We start from the raw sequence: 24362 nt of genomic DNA, 5'->3' as shown, positions 1-24362 counted from the left end.
AAAAGCAATATTTTCTTAAACCATAGTTTTTATTTTCTACTGAATATTTAACTCGATGTCGTCGTCACTCACTGATTCTTCGCCTGATGAATCTTTATCTGTGAAGTCGGCAATTAATGGTGCAACTATAGCTATAAATAAAGCACAAACAAAGATACCAGCAAGATAAGCAAAAATATTATCTGCAGTCAAAATCCCAGGTAACCCGCCTAAAGGAGGAATATGGGATTTCACTCCCAAAAATGCACCTGTAGCCGAGCCTAGAGCTCCACCAAGTACATTAACAATTATCAGTTGTGGGGCCTTCATCATGAACGGGATCGCACCTTCAGTAATACCAAAAGTTCCCATAATTAAGTTATTGTGTCCCATTTCCAATAATTCTGGAGAAAACCGTTTTTTAGGCCAAATGAAACTCATAAGTGCATATCCCATCGGAATAGCACAAATAGCAATGTTGGTATACAAACATGGCTGATAAATGCCTTCTATAAAGAAGAAGTTTCCTACTCCCCAGGCAGCTTTATTAACAGGTCCACCCAGGTCAACACCGATCATGCCGCCCATAATTGCGGCTAATAAAACCGCATTAGTCTTTTGTTCGACCATGTACTTAACCCAGGATGTTAAGCCATTATTAATCCAGGCTAGAGGTGGCGTTAAAACGACACCTACAAAGAGCGCCACTGAACCAACAGTTAAAAGCGGCATAACGATAAGTTCAATTGCTGAATTCCACTTATCCGGAACTTTAATCTTGCGGCACCAGCGTGCTACATAGCCGGCAATGAGTCCAGCCGCTATTGCTCCAATAAAGCCAAGCTGATTATTAGTAGCTAACTGACCACCGATAAAGCCAGCACCTAACGCCGGTTTGTCACCGAGAGCGTAAGCAATATAGCCACCAATTACCAAATTAACTAAGCCAATGCCAATCCAACCTACTGAGTTTATTTGATAAAGAATATGGAAAAAGCCGCCGGTTTTAGCAAACTTAGATAAATTACCATAGCCAAAACACATACCAATCAATTGCGGTACACCAACAACAAGTGCACCACCGATAACAGTTGGGATCATGTATGAGATCCCACTCATGATTGCTCCTTCCCACTCTTTCAAAATTCTTTTCATACTAATTCTCCTTCTTAATTGCAGCAGCACATTTCTTCAAAACAGCTTTAGGTGCCTTAATGCAAGTGTTAATATCTACTCGAATAACTGGCTTGCCCTTAAATCTGTCCATACTAGTAATTTTTTGATCAGAAGCAATTAATACAAAATCAGCTGCATCTGCTTCTTTCTGAGAAATAGCGTTAACTGGTCCCATCATTCCTTGTTGCTCAATTTTGACATTCCAATTTAATTCCTTACCAGCTTTTTCTAAAGCCTTAGCTGCCATTGGTGTATGGGCCAAGCCTGCTGGACAAGCAGAAACTCCTACTACATTCATTTTTTATTCTCCAATCTTTTCATTAATAAATTGTGCAATCATTTCTTTAGAAGAAAGGCTGCGTAATTTTTCTTTAAAATCTTTTTCCAACAGTGCAGTTGATAAATTCGCCAGCATCTGTAAATGCTTGTCACCCGCATTTTCGGGTGGGACCATCAATGCAAAAACATCAGTGACTGGCTTTTTATCATATGTCTTCCAGTTTAAAGGCTGACTTAATCTAAAATAAAGAAAACCCGGTTTTTTGACCGCTGTTGTTTTAGCATGCGGAATTGCAAAGCCATCTTCAAGTCCTGTTGAAAATTCTTGCTCTCTTGCCAAAAAACTTTGATCTAATTTTTCTATGTCATTGGTATAGCCCGCATCATATGCCGCTTTTGCAGCATACTTTAAAAAGGAATTTACACTAGTCTCGTTGACGTCTAAAAAAACATCCTCGTTAGAAAATTTCATTTATGTCTTCACTTCTTTTCTTGTTTGAAAACCTTTTCAATAAATATATTATCTTTTAATAATTAATTTGTAAGTACCAGTATTTTCCATTTAAATTGGAAAAATCATATTTAATGTAGTCATAATCCTGTTTAACTAGGTTTGTTTAATACAAGCTGTTTTATAATCTAAGTTTTTTCTAAAAGTTTAACTAAAAAAATAGCCCTGAAAGTTATTTGACTTTCAGGACTTAGTTTGATGATAAAAGAGCCTACTATAATTTTTACTTAATAGTAATAGTTCCTTCTGTTGAATCAACCAAAAGAAAATTTTTCTTGGAGTTCTTTTTGATGAAGTTTTCATAGGGCTTTGAACCCTTATACCTAATTGCTTTGCCATCTGCTGTCAACTGGTAACTTAGGTTAGGCGTATTTTTAATTACTAAATTGCTACTTTGTAAAGTAAAAGAATTTCTATTGCTAAGTTGTGAATTGTTAATTGTAATATTAGCGTTAGAAGCATCCAGAGTCATTGTTGAACAACAATTTAAAAGTCTGCACCAACCTCCATCTATTTTAACTTCTGAATTACCCAGATCAGAGTTATTGAGTGTTAATCTATGGTTGCCACCAGTTATTAAACTTGTATTTTTCGTGTCAATATTATCAATATCTAAATAACCATCCATACAACTCACAAAATTTGCATTAGCTTTCAGGTCTTTTAATCTGATGTTTCCGTGATCACTGTCGCTATCAAATTCAGTATAGTGAACATTTTGAGGAACAGTTACGTCAATTCTGGAACCAATTTTACGCCAATTGATTGCAATAGGTCTGGGCTCATAAATATCCAAACGGTTATTTGCTAATTTTACTTGTACTGCATCTGGATTAACTCCAGTAACATTAACTTGGTATTTTTTGCCCGAATGAAGAAAAACATCAGAGGAATCAGTTTGAATAAAAACTTTATTAAATTTGTGGTTTGAAGTATATGTACGTGTGAGCTTAGAATCATCAATAGCGGTCAAAGTAAAGTGGTTATGATTAGCAATTATTGGTCTTACACCGTTATTAGACCAGCCAACGAGCATCATAACAATACCAACAATTATGGCCAATCCACATATGCGATAAAACTTTTTCATAATTAATCCAATCCTCCTCGCTCATCTAAACATTGGTTTTATAGTAACGCTGCTTGAAAATTTTCCGACCAATGTGTTGAAAAAAAGCAGCACATTCTGCAGTTAGGAAGCGAATAAATTTCATAATTACTGGGAATAGCATTAAGCTAACACATGTTAAAACTAAACCTCCTCCAACATAGAAAAAGCCTGAAGCCCAGTAGCCACCAAAAAGCAGTCCAAACGATCTAATCAATATAAAAGCACCAGCGATGAATAAAGAGGTAATAATGATAGCTAAAGCAATAAAGATTGCGGCCAATGCAATCAATACTGCTACCATAACTATTACTGCTGCTAATGCTAATGGTATGCCGATGGGTGCAGCCAGAACTCCCAATAAAATAACCCAAATGGTTTTTAAGTTAGACTTGGAGCTGGTTTTGTGTGTCTCTTCTCTTTCAGGTATTGAAACTGAATAGTCCGCCATAATTTTGCGTGCTAATTGCTTGGGAGTACCTAACTCAGCAATTATCTCTGATTCATTATGGTAATTGCCGTCAAGTAAAAACTCCTGATAAAATTCCACAACATCTTGCATATCAGAATTGGGCAAATTAAAAAGATTTTGCTTTAACTGCAAAATATAATTATCAATAACTTTATTCATTTTCTTCTCCCATAATTTGATTTATCTTAGTGCTAAAACTGTACCACTCTTTTTTAATTGTTTTTAATTCTGCTTTACCTGAAGCAGTAATTTGATAGTAATTCCTGCTTCTTCCCTGAAAAAGCCTGGTACCAACTAATAAGAATTTGTTTTCCCTTAATCTTTTCAAGATAGGATAGATGGCAGACTCAGAAATACCAAAAGTTGCTTTAGCCCAGTTTGTTATTCCACGACTATAACCACTGTTTTCTTTAATAAAAGCTAAGACAACTCCATCCAGAAGACGATTTGGAATTACTATCGTCATAATTATTTCCTCCATTATTATATTATATATAATATTGTAAAGCTTAATCAAAATGCTTTCAAGCAATTAATGGAACTTTCACTGAATTATTTTTGCATTCTCAAATTTTGCGAAACTTTATCCCTTTGCTTGTTTCTTAAATTTACACATTCACTAAGGTTTTCTAGGCTAAGTTTTTATAGTAAGATTAAAAACTAATAACTATTTTTAATAATGGAGGTTCAATCTATGTTAATGAAACCACAACATTTACAGGTTGGAGATAAGATAGCAATAGTCAGTTTATCAGCTGGTACTCTGGGAGAGAATTTTGCTTCTCATGAACTTAAACAAGGAATTAAGCACATGAAGCAACTTGGTTTACAGCCTGTTTTTATGCCCCATGCTCTCAGCGGTATTAAATACATCAAAAGTCATCCTGCTAAACGCGCTGCCGATTTAAAAGCAGCATTTTTAGAACCAGATATCAAAGGAATCATTGCCGCAATTGGTGGGGATGATACCTACAAGACACTGCCTTATTTAATGGCAGATCAGGTATTTAAAACTGCTGTTTTTGAGCATCCCAAGTTGTTTAGTGGTTTTTCTGATACCACGAATAACCATTTAATGTTTTACAGGTTAGGAATGCAAGCTTTTTAACTGATTTTGCAGAGCTAGAAAACGAACTTTTACCTTACACCAAAAAAACTTTAAATCATTATTTTGAGAATTCTCCTGCAACCATCATTCCTGCTAGTGAAACCTGGTATGAAGAAAGAACTGATTATTCAATCAGCCAAGTTGGCAAAAAAAGGATAAACCACCAAGATACTGGTTATGAGGTGCTACGCGGTCACGGAAAAATTCTGGGAAGACTATGGGGTGGTTGTATTGATAGCCTTTACGATAACTTAGTCCCTAATCGTTATGAAGACGAACCGCCTATCGTCAGTCAATATCATCTCATGCTTACAGAGGAAGAAGCTCAAGATAAAATATTATTTATAGAAACATGCGAAGAAAAACCAGCTCCTGAATTTTATCGTAAAGAAGTAGCTAAACTGGCTGAAGTGGGTATTTTAGGCAATGTGCGGGCTATTTTAGTTGGTAAACCGCAGAATAAAAAATATTTTTCTGAGTATAAAAAAGTCTTACTGGAAGAGACTGCTACCTTTAATACACCAATTTTATATAATGTAAATATTGGACATGCTTATCCCCGTGCTGCTCTGCCCTACGGCGCGCTAACACAAATTGATTTTGAAAAACCAGAGATAAAAGTTATGGAACCCTGGTTTGCCTAATCTGAAATTATTTTAAAAAAATATTTGCCTTTTTTTAGTCATGGTGTATTATATATGTATTACAGTGATACAAAGAAAGAAGGAAAATCTATGAGTTTACTTGAAACTCGTGGTGTGACTCGCACCTATGGCAAAGGTGCAACTAAGTTTGATGCCTTACGAGGAATAAATTTACAGATTAACAAAGGTGATTCGGTGGCTATCATTGGCAAAAGTGGTTCGGGCAAGTCTACCTTAATGCACATTCTGGCACTTCTTGACCACCCCACTACTGGCAGCGTCTTTTTAAATAATGAACCCACAAGTAAAATTAAGAATAAAGCATTAAATAAGCTACGCAATCAAACATTTGGTTTTGTTTTTCAACAGTTTTTCTTAAACGCTCAAGACAGCGTATTGGAAAATGTCATGCTCCCTCTAAAAATAGCTGGAGTCACAGGCAGAGAGCGCCATACAAAAGCTCTAGCAGCAATCAAGGCAGTTGGATTAGAAAGCAAAGTCAAAAATAAAGCCAGTGCTTTATCAGGGGGACAAAAGCAACGGGTCTGTATTGCACGTGCTTTAGTCAATGATCCCCAAATCATTTTTGCTGATGAGCCGACAGGAAATTTGGATTCAGCTACCAGCGAGAATATTGAAAATATTTTATTTAAATTACATCAAGAAAAAAATATCACTTTAATAATTGTTACCCACGATCCGGATTTAGCCAAAAAGTGTGAACGTCAGATTCAGATTAAAGATGGTCAAGTGGTAGGAGGAACACAGCAATGAGATTTCATGATATCCTTAACTCGGCGGCTACAAACTTATGGCATAATAAAGGAAGGACATTCCTAACCATTATTGCTGTTTTCATTGGTTCCCTAACTATTGCCATTACTATGGGTATTAATAATGGTGTTAATGATTATTTGAAAAAGCAAGTCGGCAATGTTGGTAAAACTGAGCAAATGTCTATTTTGCCTGGGAGTTCCAGTCAAGATACGAATGAACCTCAAAAATATAATACCAAGAAGAGCAGTCAAAACGCTGATGGTATGATGGACAAAAACGACATTAAAAAAATCAAATCAGTTAAAGGCTTAAAAGATTTTAAAGCGTTAAAGGACTGTGATGTTGACTATGTCCAAGGCCCTAATAAAACTAAATATCTTATAATTGCGCAAATAACGGAAGGAATCAATTACGACCTGAAAGTTGGTCACCAAGTTGCAACTAGCGGAAAAAAGGCCCAGATTTTAATCACTAAACCAATGGTTAAATTTTATGGTTTCAAAAATGCTCAAGATGCACTCGGTAAAAAAGTTACTTTAGTGACAAAATCACCCGTTACCAGGAAAAAAACAAAAATATCTGCTACGGTTGTTGGAGTCAGAAATGATAGTATAGTATCAAAAGGTTTTGCCATTTACAGTAATGGCTTAGGGCAAAAAATAATTGCCGCCAACCAAAAAGGTCTTCCGCATGCATTAAAAGATAAGTATGTTAGTGTCATTGCTACTCCTGTTAACAAGAGCGCCAGCAGCATTAAGAAAGTTGAGGATAATTTAACTAAAAAAGGATATTCCGGTATGACTCTTAAAGAAGCAGTCAATGAACTTTTCCTAACATTCAACGCAGTCACTGGGGTTTTAATTGTTTTTGGAGCTATCGCATTAGTAGCTGCCTGCTTTGGAGTAATTAATACCCTGTACATGTCAGTGAGAGATCGTACAAAAGAAATTGGTCTTATGAAGGCATTAGGGCTTAGTAAAGGTAAAGTATTTTCCATCTTCAGCTGCGAAGCGATCTTAATTGGTTTGTTTGGCTCTTCATTGGGATTATTACTGGCAATTGGCTTAGGTAGTGCCATAAACAATTTTGCTGCTAAGTCATTCTTAAAAGGGCTGGATGGTTTTACCTTAATTCAGTTCAACTGGACTAGCGGCTTACTAATTATTGGCATCATCTGTCTAATTACCTTTTTAGCAGGAACACTGCCTGCCAAACGAGCAGCAAAACTAGATCCCATCACTGCTTTAAGATATGAATAAATAATTGTAACATTAAAAAACGCCAGATAATATCTGACGTTTTTTGGTTTTCTTTTATTAAAATAACTACACCTTATTAGCTTTTTTATTTAATCAGCATCTATAATACATTTGATTTTAGGTGCTACTAGTTTTTCCATCACTTTCATATCCACCGGCATATATGCAGTATCTATACACTCGTCCCAATATTCTAAGTGTTTTTGATCAATATAACTATCCGAATCTTCGACTGCATTTCCTCCTTCTCCTTGCATAGAATACCAGTAAAAGTATGTGTAACCGTCCGCACACTCCTCTTTAAATACAGTCTCAATATACATTCTTTCTCCCGCCATTGTTGCTACAGTATCTTGATGATGTTCATTTAAAAAGTCCATCCATTCCTGTGCCTTCGCTTCTTTCCCTTTTTTAATGCGAAAACGGGTTAATTCAGTTTTTGTCATAATTCTACTTTAATCCTATCTAATCTAAACAAAAGGTACCGAACTTATGTTGGTGCCTTAAATTTTTATAATAAATGGTGTAATTCGTCAAAAATAAATAATTACCGCTTACTAAATTGTAAAACCTTACGCGCTTTCTTAAGGCCTAGTTTGAATAACGTTTATTTGACTAAATTTCAAGAAGCCTTTAATATCAGATATTCCCAAACTTTTCTGAAAACACTGTTTCAATAAATTTCAACTAACTTCATCTGAATGGTGTGAATTTAGCTAAAAAGTACCAAAAAACACTCCATGGTGTGAACCATGAAGTGTTTTGAAACCTTGATATAATCGTATTGATTAACGTTTACTAAATTGTGAAGCCTTACGAGCCTTCTTAAGACCTGGTTTCTTACGTTCAACCATTCTTGGATCACGAGTTAAGAAACCTGCCTTCTTCAGTGGACCACGAAAATCAGGATCTACTTCAAGAAGAGCACGAGCAATTCCTAAACGAATAGCTCCAGCTTGACCTGAGAAACCTCCGCCATTTACGTTAACCTTAACATCATATTGATTTTCAGTTTCAGTCAAAGTCAATGGTTGCTTCAAATCCTTAACTAAATTAGGAAAAGGAATGTATTGATCAATATCTTTATTATTAGCGGTAATTTTGCCGCTACCTGGTACTAAACGAACACGTGCAACAGAATTCTTGCGCCGACCGGTACCTGCATATGCAACTTGTTGTGCCATTATTTAACCTCCTAGATTAATTTGTTAATGTCTAATTCTTCAGGCTTTTGTGCTTCGTGCTTGTGATCAGCACCAGCATAAACATGCATCTTCATAAATTCTTGGTGACCAAGAGTGTTTTTAGGAAGCATACCCTTAACTGACAATTCAACTAATCTAACTGGATTATTAGCCAGCAAGTCTCCGGCTGGAGTGGCCTTTATGCCACCACGGTAATCAGAGTGATGGTAGTAAATCTTGTCAGTAGCTTTCTTACCTGTTAACTTTAGTTTAGCGGCATTAATTATAATGACGTTATCACCAGTGTCAACATTTGGTGTATATTGAGGCTTATTCTTACCTCTTAAAATAGTTGCTACTGCAGTTGACAGACGACCTAAAGATACATCTGTTGCGTCAATAACATACCACTTACGTTCAATTTCATTAGGTTTCGCTAATTGTGTAGTACGCAATTTAATTTCCTCCGTTTATACGTTGTTTGAAAACAATAAGATTCCGGGGCCTATCGTGGACAAACATACTTTAATATAATAATTCTTTTCAACTAAAAAGTCAATATTATTCCCTGTCGAGCCTATATTTTTTAGGTATATCATCATAAAAAACATGATATAAGAATAACCCACTTGCCTGAGCAGTTTCTCTTACCTGCTCACGATCCTTTGCCATTATTACCCGGGGAATATCATTAACAGGACGTTTACCCCTACCAATTTCTAATAACATTGCTACTAAAATACGGACCATATTGTAAAGAAAACCAGAGCAAATAAAATCAAAGACAATTTCATTATTCTGCTTATCTTTTTGGATATTTACATAAAACATGGTACGAACCTTGTTTTTAATTTGGCCACCACTAGCTGCAAAGCTGGTAAAATCATGTGTTCCCAGTAAATCAAGAGAAGCCTTTTTCATTTTTTCCACATCAACTGGATAAGGATAATGTCCCGTATATAGACGCTTAAAGGGGTCGACAAATCTGTCTAAACTAACGCGATAGCGATACCACTTACCTTTAGCGCTATATCGCACATGAAAATTTTCATCTACGATGTCACATTTTTTAAAAACAATGTCGAGCGGCATGAGCGAATTTAACGCACAAATCATTCTTTCTGGTGGAATTTGTTTATCAGGATAGTCGAAATGAATTACCTGCCCCAATGCATGAACTCCTGCATCAGTACGACCTGAACCCTCAACAACCACATTCTTGCCCTTAGTCATTTTAGATAAGGCAGCTTCAATCGTTCCTTGCACAGTTCTTTGATGAGGTTGATACTGGAAGCCATGGAAAAGGTGTCCGTCATAAGCAACCGTCATTTTATATCTTGTTGTCATTAATGTGTCCTAAATATTAATAAAAGCCCTAATAGTAAAATGAAATAGCACAAGTTAATAAGATCAACATTGGACCATTTTAAAATTCTGAATTTTGTCCTGCCTTGATCTCCACGATAACCACGTGATTCCATCGCAGTTGATAAATCGATCGCTGTTTCTAACGAATTAATAAATAGCGGAACCAGAAGAGGGGTAATTGCCTTTGCTCTGGTAACTAACCCGCCATTATTAAAATCTGCACCTCGTGAACGTTGGGCATTCATAATTTTTAAAGTTTCATCAAATAAAGTTGGTACAAATCGTAAAGCTATTGACATTATTAGAGCGATTTTATCGACTGGAACATGAATTATTTTTAGCGGTTTTAATAGCCATTCAATAGCATCAGCAATTTCAAGTGGTTTAGTAGTAACAGTCATTACTGTAGAAATTAAGATGATCACAGTAAAGCGGATAAAAATATAAATAGCATTGGTTATACCATAACTAGACAATGCAAAAATTGTCCACTGCCAATAGACAGTACCACCAACTGAGAAAAACAACTGCAAAAAGGACGTGAACAAAATTAACCAAATTAGGGGTTTAACTCCATCCCAAAAGACTTTTGGTTTTAGTTTAGTGGCAGCTACAGCAGCTATACTAAAAATGGTTACAATTAGATAAGAAACTGGATTATTGGCTAAAAATACGAATAAAATAAAAATGATAGTTGCCAGTAATTTTCCTCTGGGATCCATACGATAAATTATCGAATCACCAGCTACATAACGGCCAATTAAGATTTTACTCACATTCTCACCCCTTTAAATTGGTTTCTATATCTTTTACTAAGTCAGCTATAGTTAATGGTAATTTTGCAAAATGATAGTTTTGCAATTTAGTGGCAAACAAGGAAGACTTAGGCTCTTCTAAATGATGCTCTTGTAACCAATTGCGATCTTTAAAAACTTCTCTTGGTGCAGCTTGTTTAATCATTTTACCGTGTTCCATGACTAAAACATTTTCAGCATAATTGGCTACATCATCCATATTATGAGTAACTAAGATTACAGTATGCCCTTCTTTTTGATATTCAGAAAAAAGTGCCATCATTTGTTTACGTGCTTCAGGATCAAGTCCAGCAGCTGGTTCATCTAAGCAGAGAATTTCTGGCTCATAAGCCATGACACCAGCTATCGCTACCCTTCTCATTTGTCCGCCAGATAACTCAAAAGGTGATCGCTTGCCAATTTCTTCAGGTAAACCAACTTTTTTTAGCCAAAACCTGGCACTTGCAAGGGCTTTTTCATTATCATAACCAAAGTTTTTAGGTCCAAAAGCAATATCATCTATTACCGTATTTTCAAATAGCTGTGCTTCTGGAAATTGAAAAACCAGACTAACATGTCTTCTCAATTCTTTTAAATTTTTATTAGTGGTTTCCGGTGTGATAGTTGTACCTGCTATCTCTATCTTTCCAGATGTAGGTCTAATTAAAGCATTAAAATGTTGCATAAGAGTCGATTTACCGCTACCAGTATGTCCAATTATTGCATTAAAAGAACCTTCTTGCAGCTCAAAAGAAACATTATCTAAACCTTTTTTTTCAAGTGGTGTGTCTGGAGAATAAATGTAGCTTACATCTTCGAATTTAATTGACATAAATAATTGATCAACTCTTTTTCTGAATCAATACCAGCTGGGATTTTAACTGAGTCAGCCAGTAACTTTGCTTTAACTTGCTCATAAAAGGGCACATCTAGACCCAATTTTTTCAACAGGTCAACTTGACTAAAGACTTCTTTAGTACTGCCCTTAGTAATTAATTTACCATCATTCATTACTAAAACCTGGTCAGCCATACTAGCTTCATCAATATCATGCGTAATTGAAATTACTGTCATGTCATATTTATTCTTCATAGCTTGTACTATTGATAATATTTGATCTCTACCTTCAGGATCAAGCATTGAGGTGGCCTCATCTAGCACGATAATTTTGGGTTTAACAGCCAGTATTCCGGCAATTGCTACTCTCTGTTTTTGTCCTCCTGAAAGATTTGCTGGTTCAGCATTGGTGTATTCGCTCATCCCCACTGCCTTAATTGCTTCAGGAACAATCTTTACCATTTCTGAGTGCGAAACACCGCGATTCTCTAATCCAAATGCAACATCATCAGCTACTGTAGCTCCCACAAACTGGTTGTCAGGATTTTGAAAGACAATTCCAACTTTGTTTCGAACTTCCCAAACCGTATCATCATTTAGTTTTAAGCCATCCACTTCAATTTCCGGTTTTCCTTTTTCATCAGGTACCAGTAAGCCATTAATCAGCCGGATAATTGTCGACTTGCCACTGCCATTATGGCCAATAATTGATGTCCATGATCCCCGTTTGATATTAAGACTAATGTTGTCTATAGCAGGAGTTGCTGACTCTGGATACGTAAAGCTTACATTTTTTATTTTGATAATACTGTCAGTTGTCATACTCTCACCATCCTAAAAAGTCTGATTCAATTGTACCAAAAATATTATGATTTCTGAACAAAGATTGCAATCTTTCTATTTTTATCATTACTATCTAGATGTTTTTTAATAAATTTTAGCAATATTAAGAGGAGTAGTTTTAAATAAGTGATTTTTACTTTGTTTGCAGCAGTGTAATTCATTTTGCCTCACTAAATTAAAGCATTAAATCTGAATATGAAGTAAAAGTCAATTAAGTTTTATTTGCAAACTGTCAATCAACTAAAATTTAAAGCAAAAAAAATCACCCATGAGGAGGGATAAATTACTTCATCTAAGCTAGACTAAACTTTCGTCATCATCTTAACGCTTATTCTCACTCTCACGGATAATTCTTAATAGCTATTAAGTTTAGATTATTCGAATTAAACTAATTCTAAAATAACCATTGGAGCTGCATCACCTTTACGGGCAGTAGCAAGCTTCATAATTCTGGTGTAACCACCATTTCTGTCTTTATAACGAGGTGCAACGTCGCTAAAAAGCTTTTGTAAAGCTGATTTAACAACTACTGCATCTTTTTCTTCATGAATATCTGCAACTTCATCACGAATAAAAGCAGCTGCTCTTCTTCTTGCGGCTAAATCTCCACGCTTACCTAAAGTAATCATCTTTTCGGCAGTTTTACGAACTTCTTTAGCACGTGTTTCAGTTGTAGTAATGCGTTCCTTCATGATTAATTGAGTAGTCATTTCTCTTAACATTGCTTTTCTATGTGCACTGTCTCGTCCCAATTTACGGTATGCCATCAGTTTACCTCCTTTATTTTTCGATATTAATCTTCTTGACGAAGTGATAGTCCCAAGTCAGCTAACTTGTTTTTAACTTCTTCCAACGATTTCCGTCCTAAATTGCGTACACGCATCATATCTGCTTCTGTCTTGTCAGTCAGTTCTTGCAGTGTATTAATTCCGGCACGTTTAAGACAATTGTATGAACGAACAGAAAGATCAAGCTCTTCAATTGTCATTTCAAGCTTCTTTTCTGCCGTATCATCCTCTTTTTCAACCATCACATCATTGAATTTAGTATTTGCATCAGCAGTTTCAAACACTTTAAAGTGTGCGACTAAAATTTTAGCAGCGAAACTGAGGGCATCGTTAGGCTTGATTGAACCATCTGTCCAAATCTCTAAGGTGAGCTTATCAAAATCGTCTCTTTTACCAACACGAGTTGATTCAACTTGGTAATTAACTTTCTTTATTGGTGAAAACAAAGAATCAACCGGAATAACCCCAATTGGCATATCCTCACTCTTGTTGTCACTTGCCGCAACATAGCCTCGGCCATTTTGGACAGCAATTTGCATATGCAGATGACCACCATCAGCAATAGTACAAATATATTGATCAGGATTCAGGATTTGAATATCAGCGTCAGCTTTAAGATCATCGGCGGTTACAGTAGCCGGACCCTCTACGTCAATTTCAATAATTTTTTGTTCATCTGAAAAAGACTTTAATTCAAGTTTCTTAAGGTTCAGGATTATCTTAGCGACATCTTCTCTTACGCCTGGAACGGTTGAGAATTCATGTAAGACATCATCTATTTGAACGTAAACAAGTCCTGTACCTGGGATAGATGTCAGTAAAACTCTACGTAATGAGTTACCTAAAGTAGTACCAAAGCCTCGTTCAAGTGGTTCAATAACAAATTTACCATACGACTTTTCTTGGTCCACAACGGTAATATTTGGTTTTTCAAATTCAATCATTACTAGGCCCCTTTCAAAACGCAATGTCCTTCATTAAGAACAAAATTAAACACGACGACGTTTTGGTGGTCTAGAACCATTGTGAGGAACTGGAGTAACATCACGAATTGCAGTGATTTCAAGCCCAGTCGCTTGTAGCGATCTAATAGCAGATTCACGGCCAGCACCAGGACCTTTAACAGAAACTTCAACATGTTTCATGCCTTGATCCATTGCGCTCTTAGCTGCTGCTTCGGCTGCCATTTGTGCCGCAAATGGTGTAGACTTACGACTACCTTTAAAGCCTAATGCACCAGCTGAAGACCAAGCAATTGCATTGCCTTGAACGTCAGTAATCATGACTAAAGTATTGTTAAACGTAGAATGGATATGAGCAACGCCTTTTTCAACGTGCTTCTTCACACGGCGTTTACGTGCTGTTTTAGGCATCAATAAACCTCCTTAAAATTTTTATTTATTCTTTTTACTACCCTTACGTGTACGAGCATTATTCTTGGTATTTTGACCACGAACTGGAAGTCCACGACGGTGGCGAATACCACGATATGAACCAATATCAATTAACCGCTTAATGTTCATGCTGACTTCTCTACGTAAGTCACCTTCAACACGGTATTTATCAACTTCTGCACGAAGCTTCTCTTGGTCATCTGGAGTCAAATCTTTTGAACGTATGTCTTCAGAAACACCAGCATCCGCACAAATCTTTTGTGCCGTTGGTTCACCAATACCATAAATATAAGTTAATGCAACAACTATTCTTTTATCTCTTGGTAAGTCAACACCAGCAATACGTGCCATAAATTGCACCTCCTATTTTTCTAACCTTGACGTTGCTTGTGCTTTGGATTTGCAGAGCAAATAACCATTACACGACCATTTCTTTTAATTATCTTACAATGTTCACACATTGGTTTAACAGATGGTCTAACCTTCATGTTTCCCTCCGTTATTACTTTATAAATCGATAAGTTATTCTACCTTTAGTTAAATCATAAGGAGAAAGTTCAACTGTAACACGGTCTCCAGGTAAAATCCGAATATAATGCATTCTAATTTTACCGGAAACATGTGCTAAAATCACTGCTCCATTTTCCAATTCAACTTTAAACATAGCATTAGGCAAGGTATCAACAACCTTACCTTTTACTTCTATGACATCATCTTTTGCCAAAGCCGTTCCTCCGCATTTAAACAGTCATACTTTGAAATTATAACACGGAAAAGTAAATATACAAATTATTGCTTTTTACTTAAAACCGCATCAACATTCTTGAAAACTTCTTCAGGCGTTTGTTCACCATCAACAACAGTTAACAAACCTTTTTTCTGGTAAAAGTCCTTGAGCGGTGTATTCATCTTTTCATTTACTTCTAAACGATTTTTTACTACTTCAGGCTTGTCATCTTCACGTTGATAAAAGTCATGACTGCCACAACGATCACAAGTCCCTTTAACTTTGGGCATTTTTGTAATCTTATTATAAGTAGCACCACAATTTTTGCACATAAAGCGTGCTGATAAACGTTTTACTAAAGTTTCTTCTTTAACTTCAAGTGAAATTACGTTTGTTAATTGTTTATTGACACGTTTAGCAATATCTTCAAAAAGTTTCGCCTGAACAATAGTCCGTGGAAAACCATCTAAGATGTAACCCTCTTTAATATCAGGTTGACCTATACGTTCTTCAACTAATTTGGCAGTAACTTCATCCGGTACCAAATCACCTTTATCAATGTAACTTTTAGCTTCAAGACCAACTTTAGTCTCATTAGCCATTGCTTCTCTAAACATATCCCCAGTTGAAATATGAGTTAGATGATATTTATCGACAATTTGTTCTGATACCGTACCTTTGCCAGCACCAGGCAAACCTAAAAGAAATATATTAATCATTTATCCGTCCCTATCTGATGAATCCAACGTATTCTCTCTTCATTAACAATCCGTTAATTTGACGAGATAGCTCCAAGACGACACCAATAACAATTAAAAGACTGGTACCGCCCAATCCAATTGAACTTGGTAAATCCCAAAAATTAGTAGCAAGCTGTGGTAGCAAAGCTACAAGGCCTAAAAATACAGATCCTACTGTTGATAATCTAATCAATACCTTAGAAACATAATCTTGTGTATCTTTACCAGGCCAAACACTTGGGATATAAGCGCCCTGCTTCTGCAAGTTCTTTGCCAGCTTCTCAGGGTTAACCTGAACAAAAGCATAGAAGAACGTGAACAGAATTATTAAAACAGTATAAATTATAACCCCAGGTGTAGTTTGCATACTAAAGATATTAGTCATTATCTTGTACCATTGCTGGTCGCCTTGAGACTTTTGGAAAGCCATTAAAATTGTTGCCGGTGTGATGATGAAAGAACTAGCAAAAATAACTGGAATAACACCAGAAACATTAACTTTCAATGGCAAAAAACTTTCAGAGCCACTAATAGTTGCTCTTCTTGTATATTGTATTGGAATTCGGCGATCTGCCTGTTCTACCCATGTAACTAATTGAGTTACGATAAGTATTGCAATGATAATCGCGATGAAGAACAAAATCCCTTGCCAACGATCACTCGCACTGTTGTTAATAACGTCTTCTTTATAAAGCTGCCACAGTCCTCGCGGTAGCCTAGCAATAATACCTGCAAAAATAATAACAGAAACTCCATTGCCCAGACCCTTATCAGTGATTTCGTCACCTAACCAGGTTAGCAACATTGTTCCGGCAGTCATTACAATTGCAATCTCAAAGTAGGACTGCCAAGTCTGTGACTTGACTAACCCCATCTCGGTCAAAGCATTGAAACCAAGCGTGATACCAATACTCTGGACGAATGCCACAAACAATGCAAGTACACGGGTTACGTTATTAGTCTTACGACGTCCTACTTCTCCTTGTTTACCCCATTCTACCAACGTCGGAACTATGTCCATTTGTAAAAGTTGAATAACAATTTGTGCAGTAATGTAAGGTGAAACACCTAAAGAGAATATCGAATAGTTATCAAGTCCACCACCAGAAACAGTATCCAGCATTGGGACCAAACCAGTTTGTGCAACTTGAGTAATCGCTTTTGCGTTGACACCTGGAACAGTGATATTAGCTCCAATTCGGTAAATCAAAAGAATAAAGAGTGTGAAATAAATTTTATTTCTAATCTCCTTATCCTTAAAGGCGTTCTTCAAGGTCGAAAACATTAGATCACCTCAACAGATCCGCCAGCATCTTCAACTGCTTTCTTCGCAGCGGCGGAAACTTTGTCAATCTTTACGTTTAACTTAACTTTTAACTCACCTTTTGCAAGCAACTTAACGCCTGATAATTCTTTCTTTACCAAACCTTTTTCTTTAAGACTAGCAACTGTAACTTCGTTACCATCCTCAAACTTGTTTAAATCATCTAAGTTAATGATTGCATACTCTTTGCGGTTAACGTTCTTAAATCCACGCTTTGGCATAGTTCTGAATAATGGCATTTGACCACCTTCAAAGCCTAAACGGGTATGACCACCTTGGCGAGACAATTGTCCCTTTTGACCACGGCCAGAAGTTTTTCCAAAACCACTTGAAGTACCACGACCAACACGTTTTCTAGTATTGCGTGAACCTTCAGCAGCATGTAATTCATGAAGCTTCATTAATTTGGCACCTCCTCAATTAACTATTTATTAATCTCTTCAACTGAAATCAAGTGGGCAATTTTCATCAATGCACCACGAGTTGCAGCATTGTCTGGTAAAGTAGTTGTACTGTTAATTCTACCTAAACCAAGAGCTTTCACAACTTTTCTTTGGTTAGGCAGACGGTGTGCAGCACTTCTAATTAAAGTAACTTTTAATTCAGTCATTTATCCTGTCTCCCTAATCTAATTCAGCGTGACGAAGCTTTTCAACGTCTTCACTTGTTCTAAGTTTCTTCAAACCATCTATTGTTGCACGAACAACATTAATTGGAGTATTAGAACCGAGTGACTTAGAAGTAACATCAGCAATACCAGCCATATCCATAACGATACGAACGGCACCACCAGCAGCAACACCAGAACCAGCTGGAGCAGGTTTAATCATAATATTACCTGAGCCATAATGACCAATTACTTCATGAGGAATAGTAGTGCCAACCTTAGGAACTTTGATCATGTTCTTTTTACCAGCTTCAACGGCCTTACGGATTGCTTCTGGAACTTCTTGAGCTTTACCAGTACCAAAGCCTACACGACCTTTTTTGTCGCCAACGATTACCAAGGCAGCAAATCTCATTCGTTGACCACCCTTGACAACCTTGGTGACACGATTGATTGCTACTAACTGATCTTCGATGTCGTCCTTATTTCTGCGATTATTGCGAGAATCGTTGCGGTTTGCCATGTATTTATCTCCTTTCCTAGAACTCTAATCCGTTTTCACGTGCGGCATCTGCCAAAGCTGAAATACGGCCGTGGTATAAATAACCACTTCTATCAAACACTACACTAGTAATGTTTTTAGCTTTCGCTGCTTCAGCAATATTCTTGCCAACAGCTTGAGCTTGTTCTACTTTAGTCTGATCCTTAGCTACAGCATCATCTAAAGTTGAGGCACTTGCTAGCGTTACACCCGCTACGTCATCAATTAATTGAGCGTAGATGTTTTTGTTTGAACGGAAAACGCTTAAGCGTGGGCGCTCAGCAGTACCAGAAATTTTGCTACGAATACGTTTGTGACGCTTTAAGCGCAATTTGTTCTTATCTGGTTTTGAAATCACAATTTCACCTCAAAAATTATTTTCTATTTACCTGTCTTACCTTCCTTACGACGTACATACTCGTCTGTATAACGAATACCTTTACCTTTGTAAGGCTCTGGTGGACGTACATCGCGAATTTCAGCAGCAAATTGTCCAACATTTTGCTTAGAAATTCCTTCTACTTCTATGTCTGTAGCTGAAGTAGCTTTCACTGAAACACCTTCTGGTGCAGTCATTACAACTGGGTGTGAATAACCAACATTTAAAGTGAGCTTATTACCTTGTGCTGTTGCACGGTAACCAACTCCGATTAACTTTAAAGTTTTCTTGTATCCGTCAACTACACCTTCAACCATAGAGGCCAAATTAGCTCTTTCAGTACCGTGAAGAGCTTTATCGCTTTCACTAGAACGTGAGAAGTTAATTTTACCATCTTCTTGTTTAAAAGTGATCTTTGGATCGAAATATCTGGTTAATTCGCCCTTAGGCCCTTTAACAGTGATATTGTCACCCTTCTTGGTAACAGTGACACTATCAGGGACTTCAATTGTTTTTAAACCAATACGGCTCATTGATTGTTCTCCTTTCTGTCAAAATTACCATACATAGGCGATAACTTCGCCACCAACATCTTTTTGTCTTGCTTCCTTGTCGGTAATTACACCAGCAGAAGTAGAAACGATGGCAATGCCTAAGCCATTAAGTACCTTAGGTAAATTTTCAGCACTTACGTAAGTTCTAAGACCTGGCTTAGAAATTCGCTTTAAGCCTGAAATGACACGTTCTCCGTCAGGACCATATTTCAGGAAAATCTTAATCATACCTTGCTTGTTGTCATCGGTAACTTCGTAATCACGGATGAAGCCTTCGCGTTTCAAAATTTCTGAAATAGATTTTTTAATATTTGATGCAGGAACTTCAACTGAACTATGCTTTGCCATATTGGCATTTCTAATTCTAGTCAAGTAATCTGCGATCGGATCTGTCATGACCATTTATGCTATCCTCCTATCCGTATTACCAACTAGCCTTTTTAAGGCCTGGAATTTGACCTTTGTGAGCTAAATCTTTCAAGCAAATACGGCATAAGCCAAACTTACGATAAACAGAACGTGGGCGACCACATCTCTCGCAACGAGTGTATTCACGTGAAGAAAATTTAGCAGGACGATGATTTCTAATTTTTTGTGATGTCTTAGCCATTAATGTCCTCCATTATTTTGCAAACGGCATGCCAAATTGACTTAGAAGTTCTCTAGCTTCCTCATCTGTATTGGCAGTAGTAACGATAACAACATCTAAACCCCTAGTTCTATTAACTTTATCAAAGTCAATTTCTGGGAAAATTAATTGTTCCTTAATACCTAAAGTGTAGTTACCACGACCATCAAATGAACGGCTTGATACACCGCGGAAGTCGCGAACACGAGGAAGTGAAACACTGATTAACTTGTACAAGAAATCATACATTCTATCTCCTCTAAGAGTAACCTTAGCACCGATAGACATACCTTCACGCAAACGGAAGTTAGCGATTGACTTTTTGGCTTTTGTTACCAAAGGCTTTTGACCTGAAATTAAAGTTAATTCTTCAACAGCTTCGTCTAGATTTTTAGCATTGGATACAGCATCACCAACACCCATGTTCAAAACGATTTTCTCAATCTTTGGTACTTGCATAACTGAGCTGTAATCAAACTTTTCTTGCAATGCAGGAACAATTTTTTCTTTATATTCTTGAGCTAAATAATTTGCCATTTGTGTCCTCCCTTCTACTTCTTAGTTTCTTCTTTATTATCATTTGCTTTGCCTTCAGACTTTGCAATGACCTTAACGTTTGATGCGTGAATTGAACCTTCTGATTCAACTACACCACCATTAGCATTAGTCTGTGAAGGCTTTTGGTGTTTCTTAATCTTATTAACGCCCTTAACAACTACACGGTTCTTTTTAACGTTAACAGATAAAACAATACCTTCTTTACCTTTGTCTTTTCCGGCAATAACCTTTACTTTGTCACCAGTTTTAACAAACATCAGTGCACCTCACTTATTATAAGACTTCAGGAGCAAGAGAGACGATTTTCATAAAGTCGTGCTCACGCAGCTCACGTGCAACAGGCCCAAAGATACGAGTACCGCGTGGGCTCTTATCTGCATTGATAACTACACCAGCATTTTCATCAAATTTGATGTATGAACCATCTTCACGACGTGCGCCTGATTTTGTTCTAACAATGACGGCCTTGACAACGTCACCTTTTTTGACAACGCCACCTGGTGTTGCTTGTTTAACAGTTGCTACCACAATATCACCAATGTTACCAGTCTTACGTCTTGATCCACCTAAGACTCTAATAACTAAAAGTTCTCTGGCACCTGAGTTATCAGCAACCTTCAAACGGGATTCATTTTGAATCACTATATAATCCTCCCCTCACTAAATCCGCAAAATTAAACAGATTTTTTAACAATTTTAACTAAACGAAAGCGCTTTGTACGAGATAATGGACGAGTTTCCATGATACGAACAGTATCGCCAACTTTAGCTTCATTTTTATCATCTTGTGCGTAGTATTTCTTTGAATATCTTATACGCTTCTTGTAAACAGGGTGATTCTTATAAGTATCAACAACTACAGTGATAGTTTTGTCATTCTTATCAGAAATTACTTGGCCTTGATATACGTGACGATGATTTCTTTCGATTGATTCGCTCAAGTTAATAACTCCCTTCCACTAATCTTTTTCCAATGCTTTTTCACTAAGAATTGTTTTAATTCTAGCAATATTTTTACGGACTTTGCTTAGGCGAGCGGTATTTTCTAATTGACCCGTTGCTTGTTGAAAACGCAAATTAAAGAGTTCTTCTTTATATTGCTTTTCTTTGTCTAACATTTGATCAGTGGTTAATGCTCTGATTTCCTTAGCCTTCATTAGAATTGCCACCTACTTCCGAACTTCTAGACACAAACTTACATTTAATTGGAAGCTTAGTTGCAGCAAGTCTTAAAGCTTCGCGAGCAGTTGCTTCGTTAACGCCACCAATTTCAAACATAATCTTTTCTCTCTTGACTACAGCTACCCAGCCTGCTGGTGCACCTTTACCAGAACCCATACGTACACCAACACCTTTAGCAGTGTAAGATTTTTGAGGGAAAATTCTAATCCAAACTTTACCGCCACGCTTCATATAACGAGTCATCGCCACACGAGCAGCTTCGATTTGTTGAGTAGTAATCCAGTGGGATTCAAGGGCTTCTAATCCATATTCACCAAAAGCAATAGTTTTACCACCCTTAGCGGCACCACGCATTTTACCACGAAACTCACGACGGTGTTTTACCCTTTTTGGTACTAGAGGCATTATTTATTTCCTCCCTTCGCAGCTTTTTCGGGCTTCTTACTTTTAGAAGGTAAGATTTCACCCCGGTTAATCCATACTTGAACGCCAATTTCACCATATGTGGTGTAAGCATTTACCCAAGCATAATCTATATCAGCTCTTAAAGTTTGTAATGGAACACGACCTTCTGTATGCCATTCTCTTCTTGCCATGTCAGCACCATTTAAACGACCAGAAGTTTGTACTCTGATTCCTTTAGCACCGGCACGCATTGTTCTTTGAGTTGCCTGACGAGTAGCACGTCTAAAAGCAATACGAGCTTCAAGTTGACTAGCAATACTTTCAGCTACCAATTTAGCATCCAGATCTGGTTTCTTAATTTCAACAATATTAACGTGAACCTGCTTTTTAGTCAAAGCATTTAATTCTCTTCTCAATGCTTCAACTTCAGAACCACCTTTACCAATCACCATACCTGGCTTAGAAGTATTGATTGATACGTTGATTCTATTGGCTGCACGTTCAATTTCAACAGTAGAAACAGAGGCATTCTTTAATTTCTTATCAATGAATTTTCTGATGCGCAGGTCTTCATTTAAGGTTTCTTTGTATCCTCTGTCAGCATACCATTTAGATTCCCAGTCACGTATCACGCCGAGACGAAAACCATTTGGGTTAATTTTCTGACCCATTAATATACCTCCCTTAATCGTTCTTTTCTGACACTACTACAACTACATGACTAGTTCTCTTGTTAATAGGAGAAGCCATACCCTTGGCACGTGGTCTAAATCTCTTTAAAGTAGCTCCCTCGTTTACGTATGCTTCAGACACATAAAGATTAGCACTTTCAAGATCGTAATTGTGTTCTGCATTTGCAATTGCTGAGCGTAAAACTTTTTCAACGATTGGGGAAGCAGCTCTAGGCGTAAATTGCAAGATTGCCAATGCTTCAGCTACGTCTTTGCCACGAATCAAATCAACGACTAAACGTGCTTTTCTTGGAGCAATACGAACTGTTCTTGCCTCTGCCCTAGCTGAACTAACTTGTTCTGCCATTTAAGTGTTTCTCCTTTCTCTATTTTGCAGTAGCCTTGTCGTCAGATGTCTTGTGTCCGCGGAAAGTTCTCGTTGGAACAAATTCACCTAACTTATGACCAACCATGTCCTCGGTAATGTATACTGGAACATGCTTTCTACCATCGTAAACAGCTATAGTCAAACCAACAAAAGAAGGAAAAATAGTTGAACGACGTGACCAAGTTTTAATAACCTGTTTTTTATCTGTGTCTGCTTGTGCATCAACTTTCTTTAATAAAGATGCATCAGCAAAAGGCCCTTTTTTAATACTACGGCTCATTAAATTACCCTCCTTCTATTATTTGCTACCCTTACGGTGACGAACAATCAATTTCTCGCTGGCTCTCTTACTATTTCTAGTCTTAATACCACGAGCTTTCTTGCCCCATGGAGTCATCGGTTGTGGACGACCTACAGGAGCCTTACCTTCACCACCACCATGTGGGTGATCGTTAGGGTTCATTACGGAACCACGAGACTGTGGGCGTCTGCCCAACCAGCGGCTACGTCCAGCTTTACCTAATTGGATTAATGAATGTTGTTCATTACCTACAACACCAATAGTTGCACGACAAACTGATAAAATCTTGCGAACTTCACCACTTTGTAATTTAACTAAAGTGTACTTACCATCATTACCCAATACTTGAGCGCTGGCTCCAGCACTTCTAACAAGCTGACCACCTTTACCAGGTCTTAATTCAATATTATGAATTGAAGTACCAGTTGGAATGTTCTTTAAAGGCAAAGCATTCCCTGGTTTAATATCTGCGTTAGCACCAGATTCAACCACATCGCCGACTGTTAAACCTTTAGGTGCCAAGATATAAGCTTTAATACCATCAGTGTAGTGAAGAAGTGCAATATTAGCAGTTCTATTTGGATCGTATTCGATAGCCTTAACTACAGCTTTTGCATTGTCTTTGTTACGCTTAAAATCGATGATACGGTATTTTTGCTTATGTCCACCACCACGGTGTCTACTTGTAATATGACCATAAGAGTTACGACCTGCAGTGTGGGATTGTGACTCAAGTAAAGTACGTTCTGGTTTGCTCTTGGTAATTTCAGCAAAGTCAGAAGTAGTCATATTACGGCGACCATTTGTGGTTGGCTTATATATTTTAATAGCCAATT

40 protein-coding genes and 1 pseudogene are annotated in these 24362 nt (G+C 37.1%); 3 read left to right on the top strand and 38 right to left on the bottom strand.

The window, feature by feature from the left end; genetic code table 11:
- Positions 1-36: 36 nt before the first annotated feature.
- From AAA915_RS05450 to AAA915_RS05425, 6 genes are all read right to left on the bottom strand, one after another.
- Positions 37-1134 (bottom strand): PTS fructose transporter subunit IIC, encoded by a 1098-nt coding sequence (locus AAA915_RS05450; RefSeq protein ID WP_294604566.1) that lies wholly within the window; start codon positions 1132-1134, stop codon positions 37-39.
- Between the two features lies 1 nt (position 1135).
- Complete coding sequence (locus AAA915_RS05445) at positions 1136-1453, bottom strand: PTS fructose transporter subunit IIB (protein ID WP_046325322.1); 318 nt, start codon at positions 1451-1453, stop codon at positions 1136-1138.
- 3 nt (positions 1454-1456) lie between these two features.
- A complete protein-coding gene (locus AAA915_RS05440) occupies positions 1457-1906 on the bottom strand; it encodes a PTS sugar transporter subunit IIA (RefSeq protein ID WP_338200760.1) in 450 nt (149 codons plus the stop codon).
- 262 nt (positions 1907-2168) lie between these two features.
- The gene (locus AAA915_RS05435) at positions 2169-3035 is read right to left on the bottom strand and encodes a DUF4097 family beta strand repeat-containing protein (protein WP_338200762.1); all 867 of its coding nucleotides are present in this window, start codon (positions 3033-3035) and stop codon (positions 2169-2171) included.
- Between the two features lie 25 nt (positions 3036-3060).
- Entirely contained in the window at positions 3061-3684 is a 624-nt protein-coding gene (locus AAA915_RS05430; RefSeq protein ID WP_338200764.1) for a DUF1700 domain-containing protein, read from the bottom strand.
- Positions 3677-3991: a PadR family transcriptional regulator gene (locus tag AAA915_RS05425; RefSeq protein ID WP_338200766.1), complete on the bottom strand. Its 315-nt coding sequence runs from the start codon at positions 3989-3991 to the stop codon at positions 3677-3679. Before AAA915_RS05425 ends, AAA915_RS05430 begins: the two co-directional genes overlap by 8 nt.
- Positions 3992-4219: 228 nt before the next feature.
- Between AAA915_RS05425 and AAA915_RS05420 the strand changes: the two are divergent.
- The 3 genes and pseudogenes from AAA915_RS05420 (at position 4220) to AAA915_RS05410 (ending at position 7313) form a co-directional block, all read left to right on the top strand.
- A pseudogene (locus tag AAA915_RS05420) lies at positions 4220-5277 on the top strand (S66 family peptidase).
- A gap of 90 nt (positions 5278-5367) precedes the next feature.
- Positions 5368-6051 (top strand): ABC transporter ATP-binding protein, encoded by a 684-nt coding sequence (locus tag AAA915_RS05415; protein ID WP_338200768.1) that lies wholly within the window; start codon positions 5368-5370, stop codon positions 6049-6051.
- Positions 6048-7313 carry an ABC transporter permease gene (locus AAA915_RS05410; RefSeq protein WP_338200770.1) on the top strand — a complete coding sequence of 422 codons (1266 nt, stop codon included), beginning with the start codon at positions 6048-6050 and terminating at the stop codon, positions 7311-7313. Before AAA915_RS05415 ends, AAA915_RS05410 begins: the two co-directional genes overlap by 4 nt.
- 89 nt (positions 7314-7402) lie before the next feature.
- Here the strand turns inward: AAA915_RS05410 and AAA915_RS05405 are convergent, their stop codons facing one another.
- The 32 genes from AAA915_RS05405 to rplB all read right to left on the bottom strand — a co-directional run bounded on the left by AAA915_RS05405 (position 7403) and on the right by rplB (position 24360).
- Positions 7403-7759 carry a DUF6176 family protein gene (locus AAA915_RS05405; protein WP_338200772.1) on the bottom strand — a complete coding sequence of 119 codons (357 nt, stop codon included), beginning with the start codon at positions 7757-7759 and terminating at the stop codon, positions 7403-7405.
- Between the two features lie 342 nt (positions 7760-8101).
- Complete coding sequence (rpsI, locus tag AAA915_RS05400; RefSeq protein ID WP_034980394.1) at positions 8102-8497, bottom strand: 30S ribosomal protein S9; 396 nt, start codon at positions 8495-8497, stop codon at positions 8102-8104.
- Between the two features lie 11 nt (positions 8498-8508).
- Complete coding sequence (gene rplM / locus AAA915_RS05395) at positions 8509-8952, bottom strand: 50S ribosomal protein L13 (RefSeq protein ID WP_045928442.1); 444 nt, start codon at positions 8950-8952, stop codon at positions 8509-8511.
- Between the two features lie 106 nt (positions 8953-9058).
- Positions 9059-9844 (bottom strand): tRNA pseudouridine(38-40) synthase TruA, encoded by a 786-nt coding sequence (gene truA, locus AAA915_RS05390; RefSeq protein WP_338200776.1) that lies wholly within the window; start codon positions 9842-9844, stop codon positions 9059-9061.
- Positions 9844-10641: an energy-coupling factor transporter transmembrane component T family protein gene (locus AAA915_RS05385; RefSeq protein ID WP_122026345.1), complete on the bottom strand. Its 798-nt coding sequence runs from the start codon at positions 10639-10641 to the stop codon at positions 9844-9846. The genes truA and AAA915_RS05385 overlap by 1 nt, the downstream gene beginning before the upstream one ends.
- A 4-nt stretch (positions 10642-10645) precedes the next feature.
- The gene (locus AAA915_RS05380) at positions 10646-11491 is read right to left on the bottom strand and encodes an energy-coupling factor transporter ATPase (RefSeq protein ID WP_338200780.1); all 846 of its coding nucleotides are present in this window, start codon (positions 11489-11491) and stop codon (positions 10646-10648) included.
- Positions 11467-12318 (bottom strand): energy-coupling factor transporter ATPase, encoded by an 852-nt coding sequence (locus AAA915_RS05375; protein WP_338200782.1) that lies wholly within the window; start codon positions 12316-12318, stop codon positions 11467-11469. Before AAA915_RS05375 ends, AAA915_RS05380 begins: the two co-directional genes overlap by 25 nt.
- A gap of 404 nt (positions 12319-12722) precedes the next feature.
- The gene (gene rplQ, locus AAA915_RS05370; RefSeq protein WP_294835625.1) at positions 12723-13106 is read right to left on the bottom strand and encodes a 50S ribosomal protein L17; all 384 of its coding nucleotides are present in this window, start codon (positions 13104-13106) and stop codon (positions 12723-12725) included.
- A 26-nt stretch (positions 13107-13132) separates the two neighbouring features.
- Positions 13133-14071: a DNA-directed RNA polymerase subunit alpha gene (locus AAA915_RS05365; RefSeq protein ID WP_046325342.1), complete on the bottom strand. Its 939-nt coding sequence runs from the start codon at positions 14069-14071 to the stop codon at positions 13133-13135.
- A 45-nt stretch (positions 14072-14116) separates the two neighbouring features.
- Positions 14117-14500, bottom strand: coding sequence for a 30S ribosomal protein S11 (gene rpsK / locus AAA915_RS05360; RefSeq protein WP_034980403.1), 384 nt, complete (start codon positions 14498-14500; stop codon positions 14117-14119).
- Between the two features lie 21 nt (positions 14501-14521).
- Entirely contained in the window at positions 14522-14872 is a 351-nt protein-coding gene (gene rpsM / locus AAA915_RS05355; protein ID WP_034980405.1) for a 30S ribosomal protein S13, read from the bottom strand.
- A gap of 20 nt (positions 14873-14892) precedes the next feature.
- Complete coding sequence (gene rpmJ, locus AAA915_RS05350) at positions 14893-15009, bottom strand: 50S ribosomal protein L36 (RefSeq protein WP_006729432.1); 117 nt, start codon at positions 15007-15009, stop codon at positions 14893-14895.
- A gap of 14 nt (positions 15010-15023) precedes the next feature.
- Positions 15024-15245 carry a translation initiation factor IF-1 gene (infA, locus tag AAA915_RS05345; protein ID WP_034980408.1) on the bottom strand — a complete coding sequence of 74 codons (222 nt, stop codon included), beginning with the start codon at positions 15243-15245 and terminating at the stop codon, positions 15024-15026.
- Between the two features lie 65 nt (positions 15246-15310).
- A complete protein-coding gene (locus AAA915_RS05340; RefSeq protein WP_294955774.1) occupies positions 15311-15967 on the bottom strand; it encodes an adenylate kinase in 657 nt (218 codons plus the stop codon).
- Positions 15968-15977: 10 nt separating this feature from the next.
- On the bottom strand, positions 15978-17273 hold the full coding sequence (gene secY, locus AAA915_RS05335) for a preprotein translocase subunit SecY (RefSeq protein WP_338200792.1): 1296 nt from the start codon (positions 17271-17273) through the stop codon (positions 15978-15980).
- Positions 17273-17713 (bottom strand): 50S ribosomal protein L15, encoded by a 441-nt coding sequence (gene rplO / locus AAA915_RS05330; RefSeq protein WP_338200794.1) that lies wholly within the window; start codon positions 17711-17713, stop codon positions 17273-17275. Before rplO ends, secY begins: the two co-directional genes overlap by 1 nt.
- A 23-nt stretch (positions 17714-17736) precedes the next feature.
- Positions 17737-17922, bottom strand: a complete 186-nt coding sequence (gene rpmD / locus AAA915_RS05325; RefSeq protein ID WP_038523718.1) for a 50S ribosomal protein L30 — start codon at positions 17920-17922, stop codon at positions 17737-17739.
- A 13-nt stretch (positions 17923-17935) separates the two neighbouring features.
- The gene (gene rpsE / locus AAA915_RS05320) at positions 17936-18442 is read right to left on the bottom strand and encodes a 30S ribosomal protein S5 (protein ID WP_046325347.1); all 507 of its coding nucleotides are present in this window, start codon (positions 18440-18442) and stop codon (positions 17936-17938) included.
- Positions 18443-18458: 16 nt separating this feature from the next.
- Positions 18459-18818: a 50S ribosomal protein L18 gene (gene rplR, locus AAA915_RS05315; RefSeq protein WP_046325348.1), complete on the bottom strand. Its 360-nt coding sequence runs from the start codon at positions 18816-18818 to the stop codon at positions 18459-18461.
- A gap of 23 nt (positions 18819-18841) precedes the next feature.
- Positions 18842-19372, bottom strand: coding sequence for a 50S ribosomal protein L6 (gene rplF / locus AAA915_RS05310; protein WP_034980425.1), 531 nt, complete (start codon positions 19370-19372; stop codon positions 18842-18844).
- A gap of 24 nt (positions 19373-19396) precedes the next feature.
- A complete protein-coding gene (gene rpsH, locus AAA915_RS05305) occupies positions 19397-19795 on the bottom strand; it encodes a 30S ribosomal protein S8 (RefSeq protein WP_122037886.1) in 399 nt (132 codons plus the stop codon).
- A gap of 22 nt (positions 19796-19817) precedes the next feature.
- On the bottom strand, positions 19818-20003 hold the full coding sequence (locus AAA915_RS05300) for a type Z 30S ribosomal protein S14 (RefSeq protein ID WP_034980430.1): 186 nt from the start codon (positions 20001-20003) through the stop codon (positions 19818-19820).
- 12 nt (positions 20004-20015) lie between these two features.
- Entirely contained in the window at positions 20016-20558 is a 543-nt protein-coding gene (rplE, locus tag AAA915_RS05295; protein WP_046325350.1) for a 50S ribosomal protein L5, read from the bottom strand.
- A gap of 14 nt (positions 20559-20572) precedes the next feature.
- Positions 20573-20836: a 50S ribosomal protein L24 gene (rplX, locus tag AAA915_RS05290; RefSeq protein WP_046325351.1), complete on the bottom strand. Its 264-nt coding sequence runs from the start codon at positions 20834-20836 to the stop codon at positions 20573-20575.
- A gap of 16 nt (positions 20837-20852) precedes the next feature.
- Complete coding sequence (rplN, locus tag AAA915_RS05285; RefSeq protein ID WP_034980437.1) at positions 20853-21221, bottom strand: 50S ribosomal protein L14; 369 nt, start codon at positions 21219-21221, stop codon at positions 20853-20855.
- A 32-nt stretch (positions 21222-21253) separates the two neighbouring features.
- Positions 21254-21520, bottom strand: coding sequence for a 30S ribosomal protein S17 (rpsQ, locus tag AAA915_RS05280; protein ID WP_034980439.1), 267 nt, complete (start codon positions 21518-21520; stop codon positions 21254-21256).
- Positions 21521-21538: 18 nt separating this feature from the next.
- On the bottom strand, positions 21539-21736 hold the full coding sequence (gene rpmC / locus AAA915_RS05275; protein WP_046325352.1) for a 50S ribosomal protein L29: 198 nt from the start codon (positions 21734-21736) through the stop codon (positions 21539-21541).
- Complete coding sequence (rplP, locus tag AAA915_RS05270; RefSeq protein ID WP_046325353.1) at positions 21726-22166, bottom strand: 50S ribosomal protein L16; 441 nt, start codon at positions 22164-22166, stop codon at positions 21726-21728. Before rplP ends, rpmC begins: the two co-directional genes overlap by 11 nt.
- On the bottom strand, positions 22166-22837 hold the full coding sequence (gene rpsC, locus AAA915_RS05265; RefSeq protein WP_046325354.1) for a 30S ribosomal protein S3: 672 nt from the start codon (positions 22835-22837) through the stop codon (positions 22166-22168). The genes rplP and rpsC overlap by 1 nt, the downstream gene beginning before the upstream one ends.
- Before the next feature lie 13 nt (positions 22838-22850).
- A complete protein-coding gene (gene rplV / locus AAA915_RS05260) occupies positions 22851-23204 on the bottom strand; it encodes a 50S ribosomal protein L22 (protein WP_034980453.1) in 354 nt (117 codons plus the stop codon).
- A 19-nt stretch (positions 23205-23223) separates the two neighbouring features.
- A complete protein-coding gene (rpsS, locus tag AAA915_RS05255; protein WP_034980456.1) occupies positions 23224-23505 on the bottom strand; it encodes a 30S ribosomal protein S19 in 282 nt (93 codons plus the stop codon).
- Between the two features lie 18 nt (positions 23506-23523).
- Positions 23524-24360 (bottom strand): 50S ribosomal protein L2, encoded by an 837-nt coding sequence (gene rplB, locus AAA915_RS05250; protein WP_034980459.1) that lies wholly within the window; start codon positions 24358-24360, stop codon positions 23524-23526.
- Between the last annotated feature and the right edge of the window lie 2 nt (positions 24361-24362).

It is taken from the genome of Lactobacillus rizhaonensis, from assembly GCF_036246345.1.
GTDB lineage: Bacteria > Bacillota > Bacilli > Lactobacillales > Lactobacillaceae > Lactobacillus > Lactobacillus rizhaonensis.
Note: the sequence above shows the minus strand (reverse complement) of the source record. Positions and strands in the feature narration are given on the sequence as shown.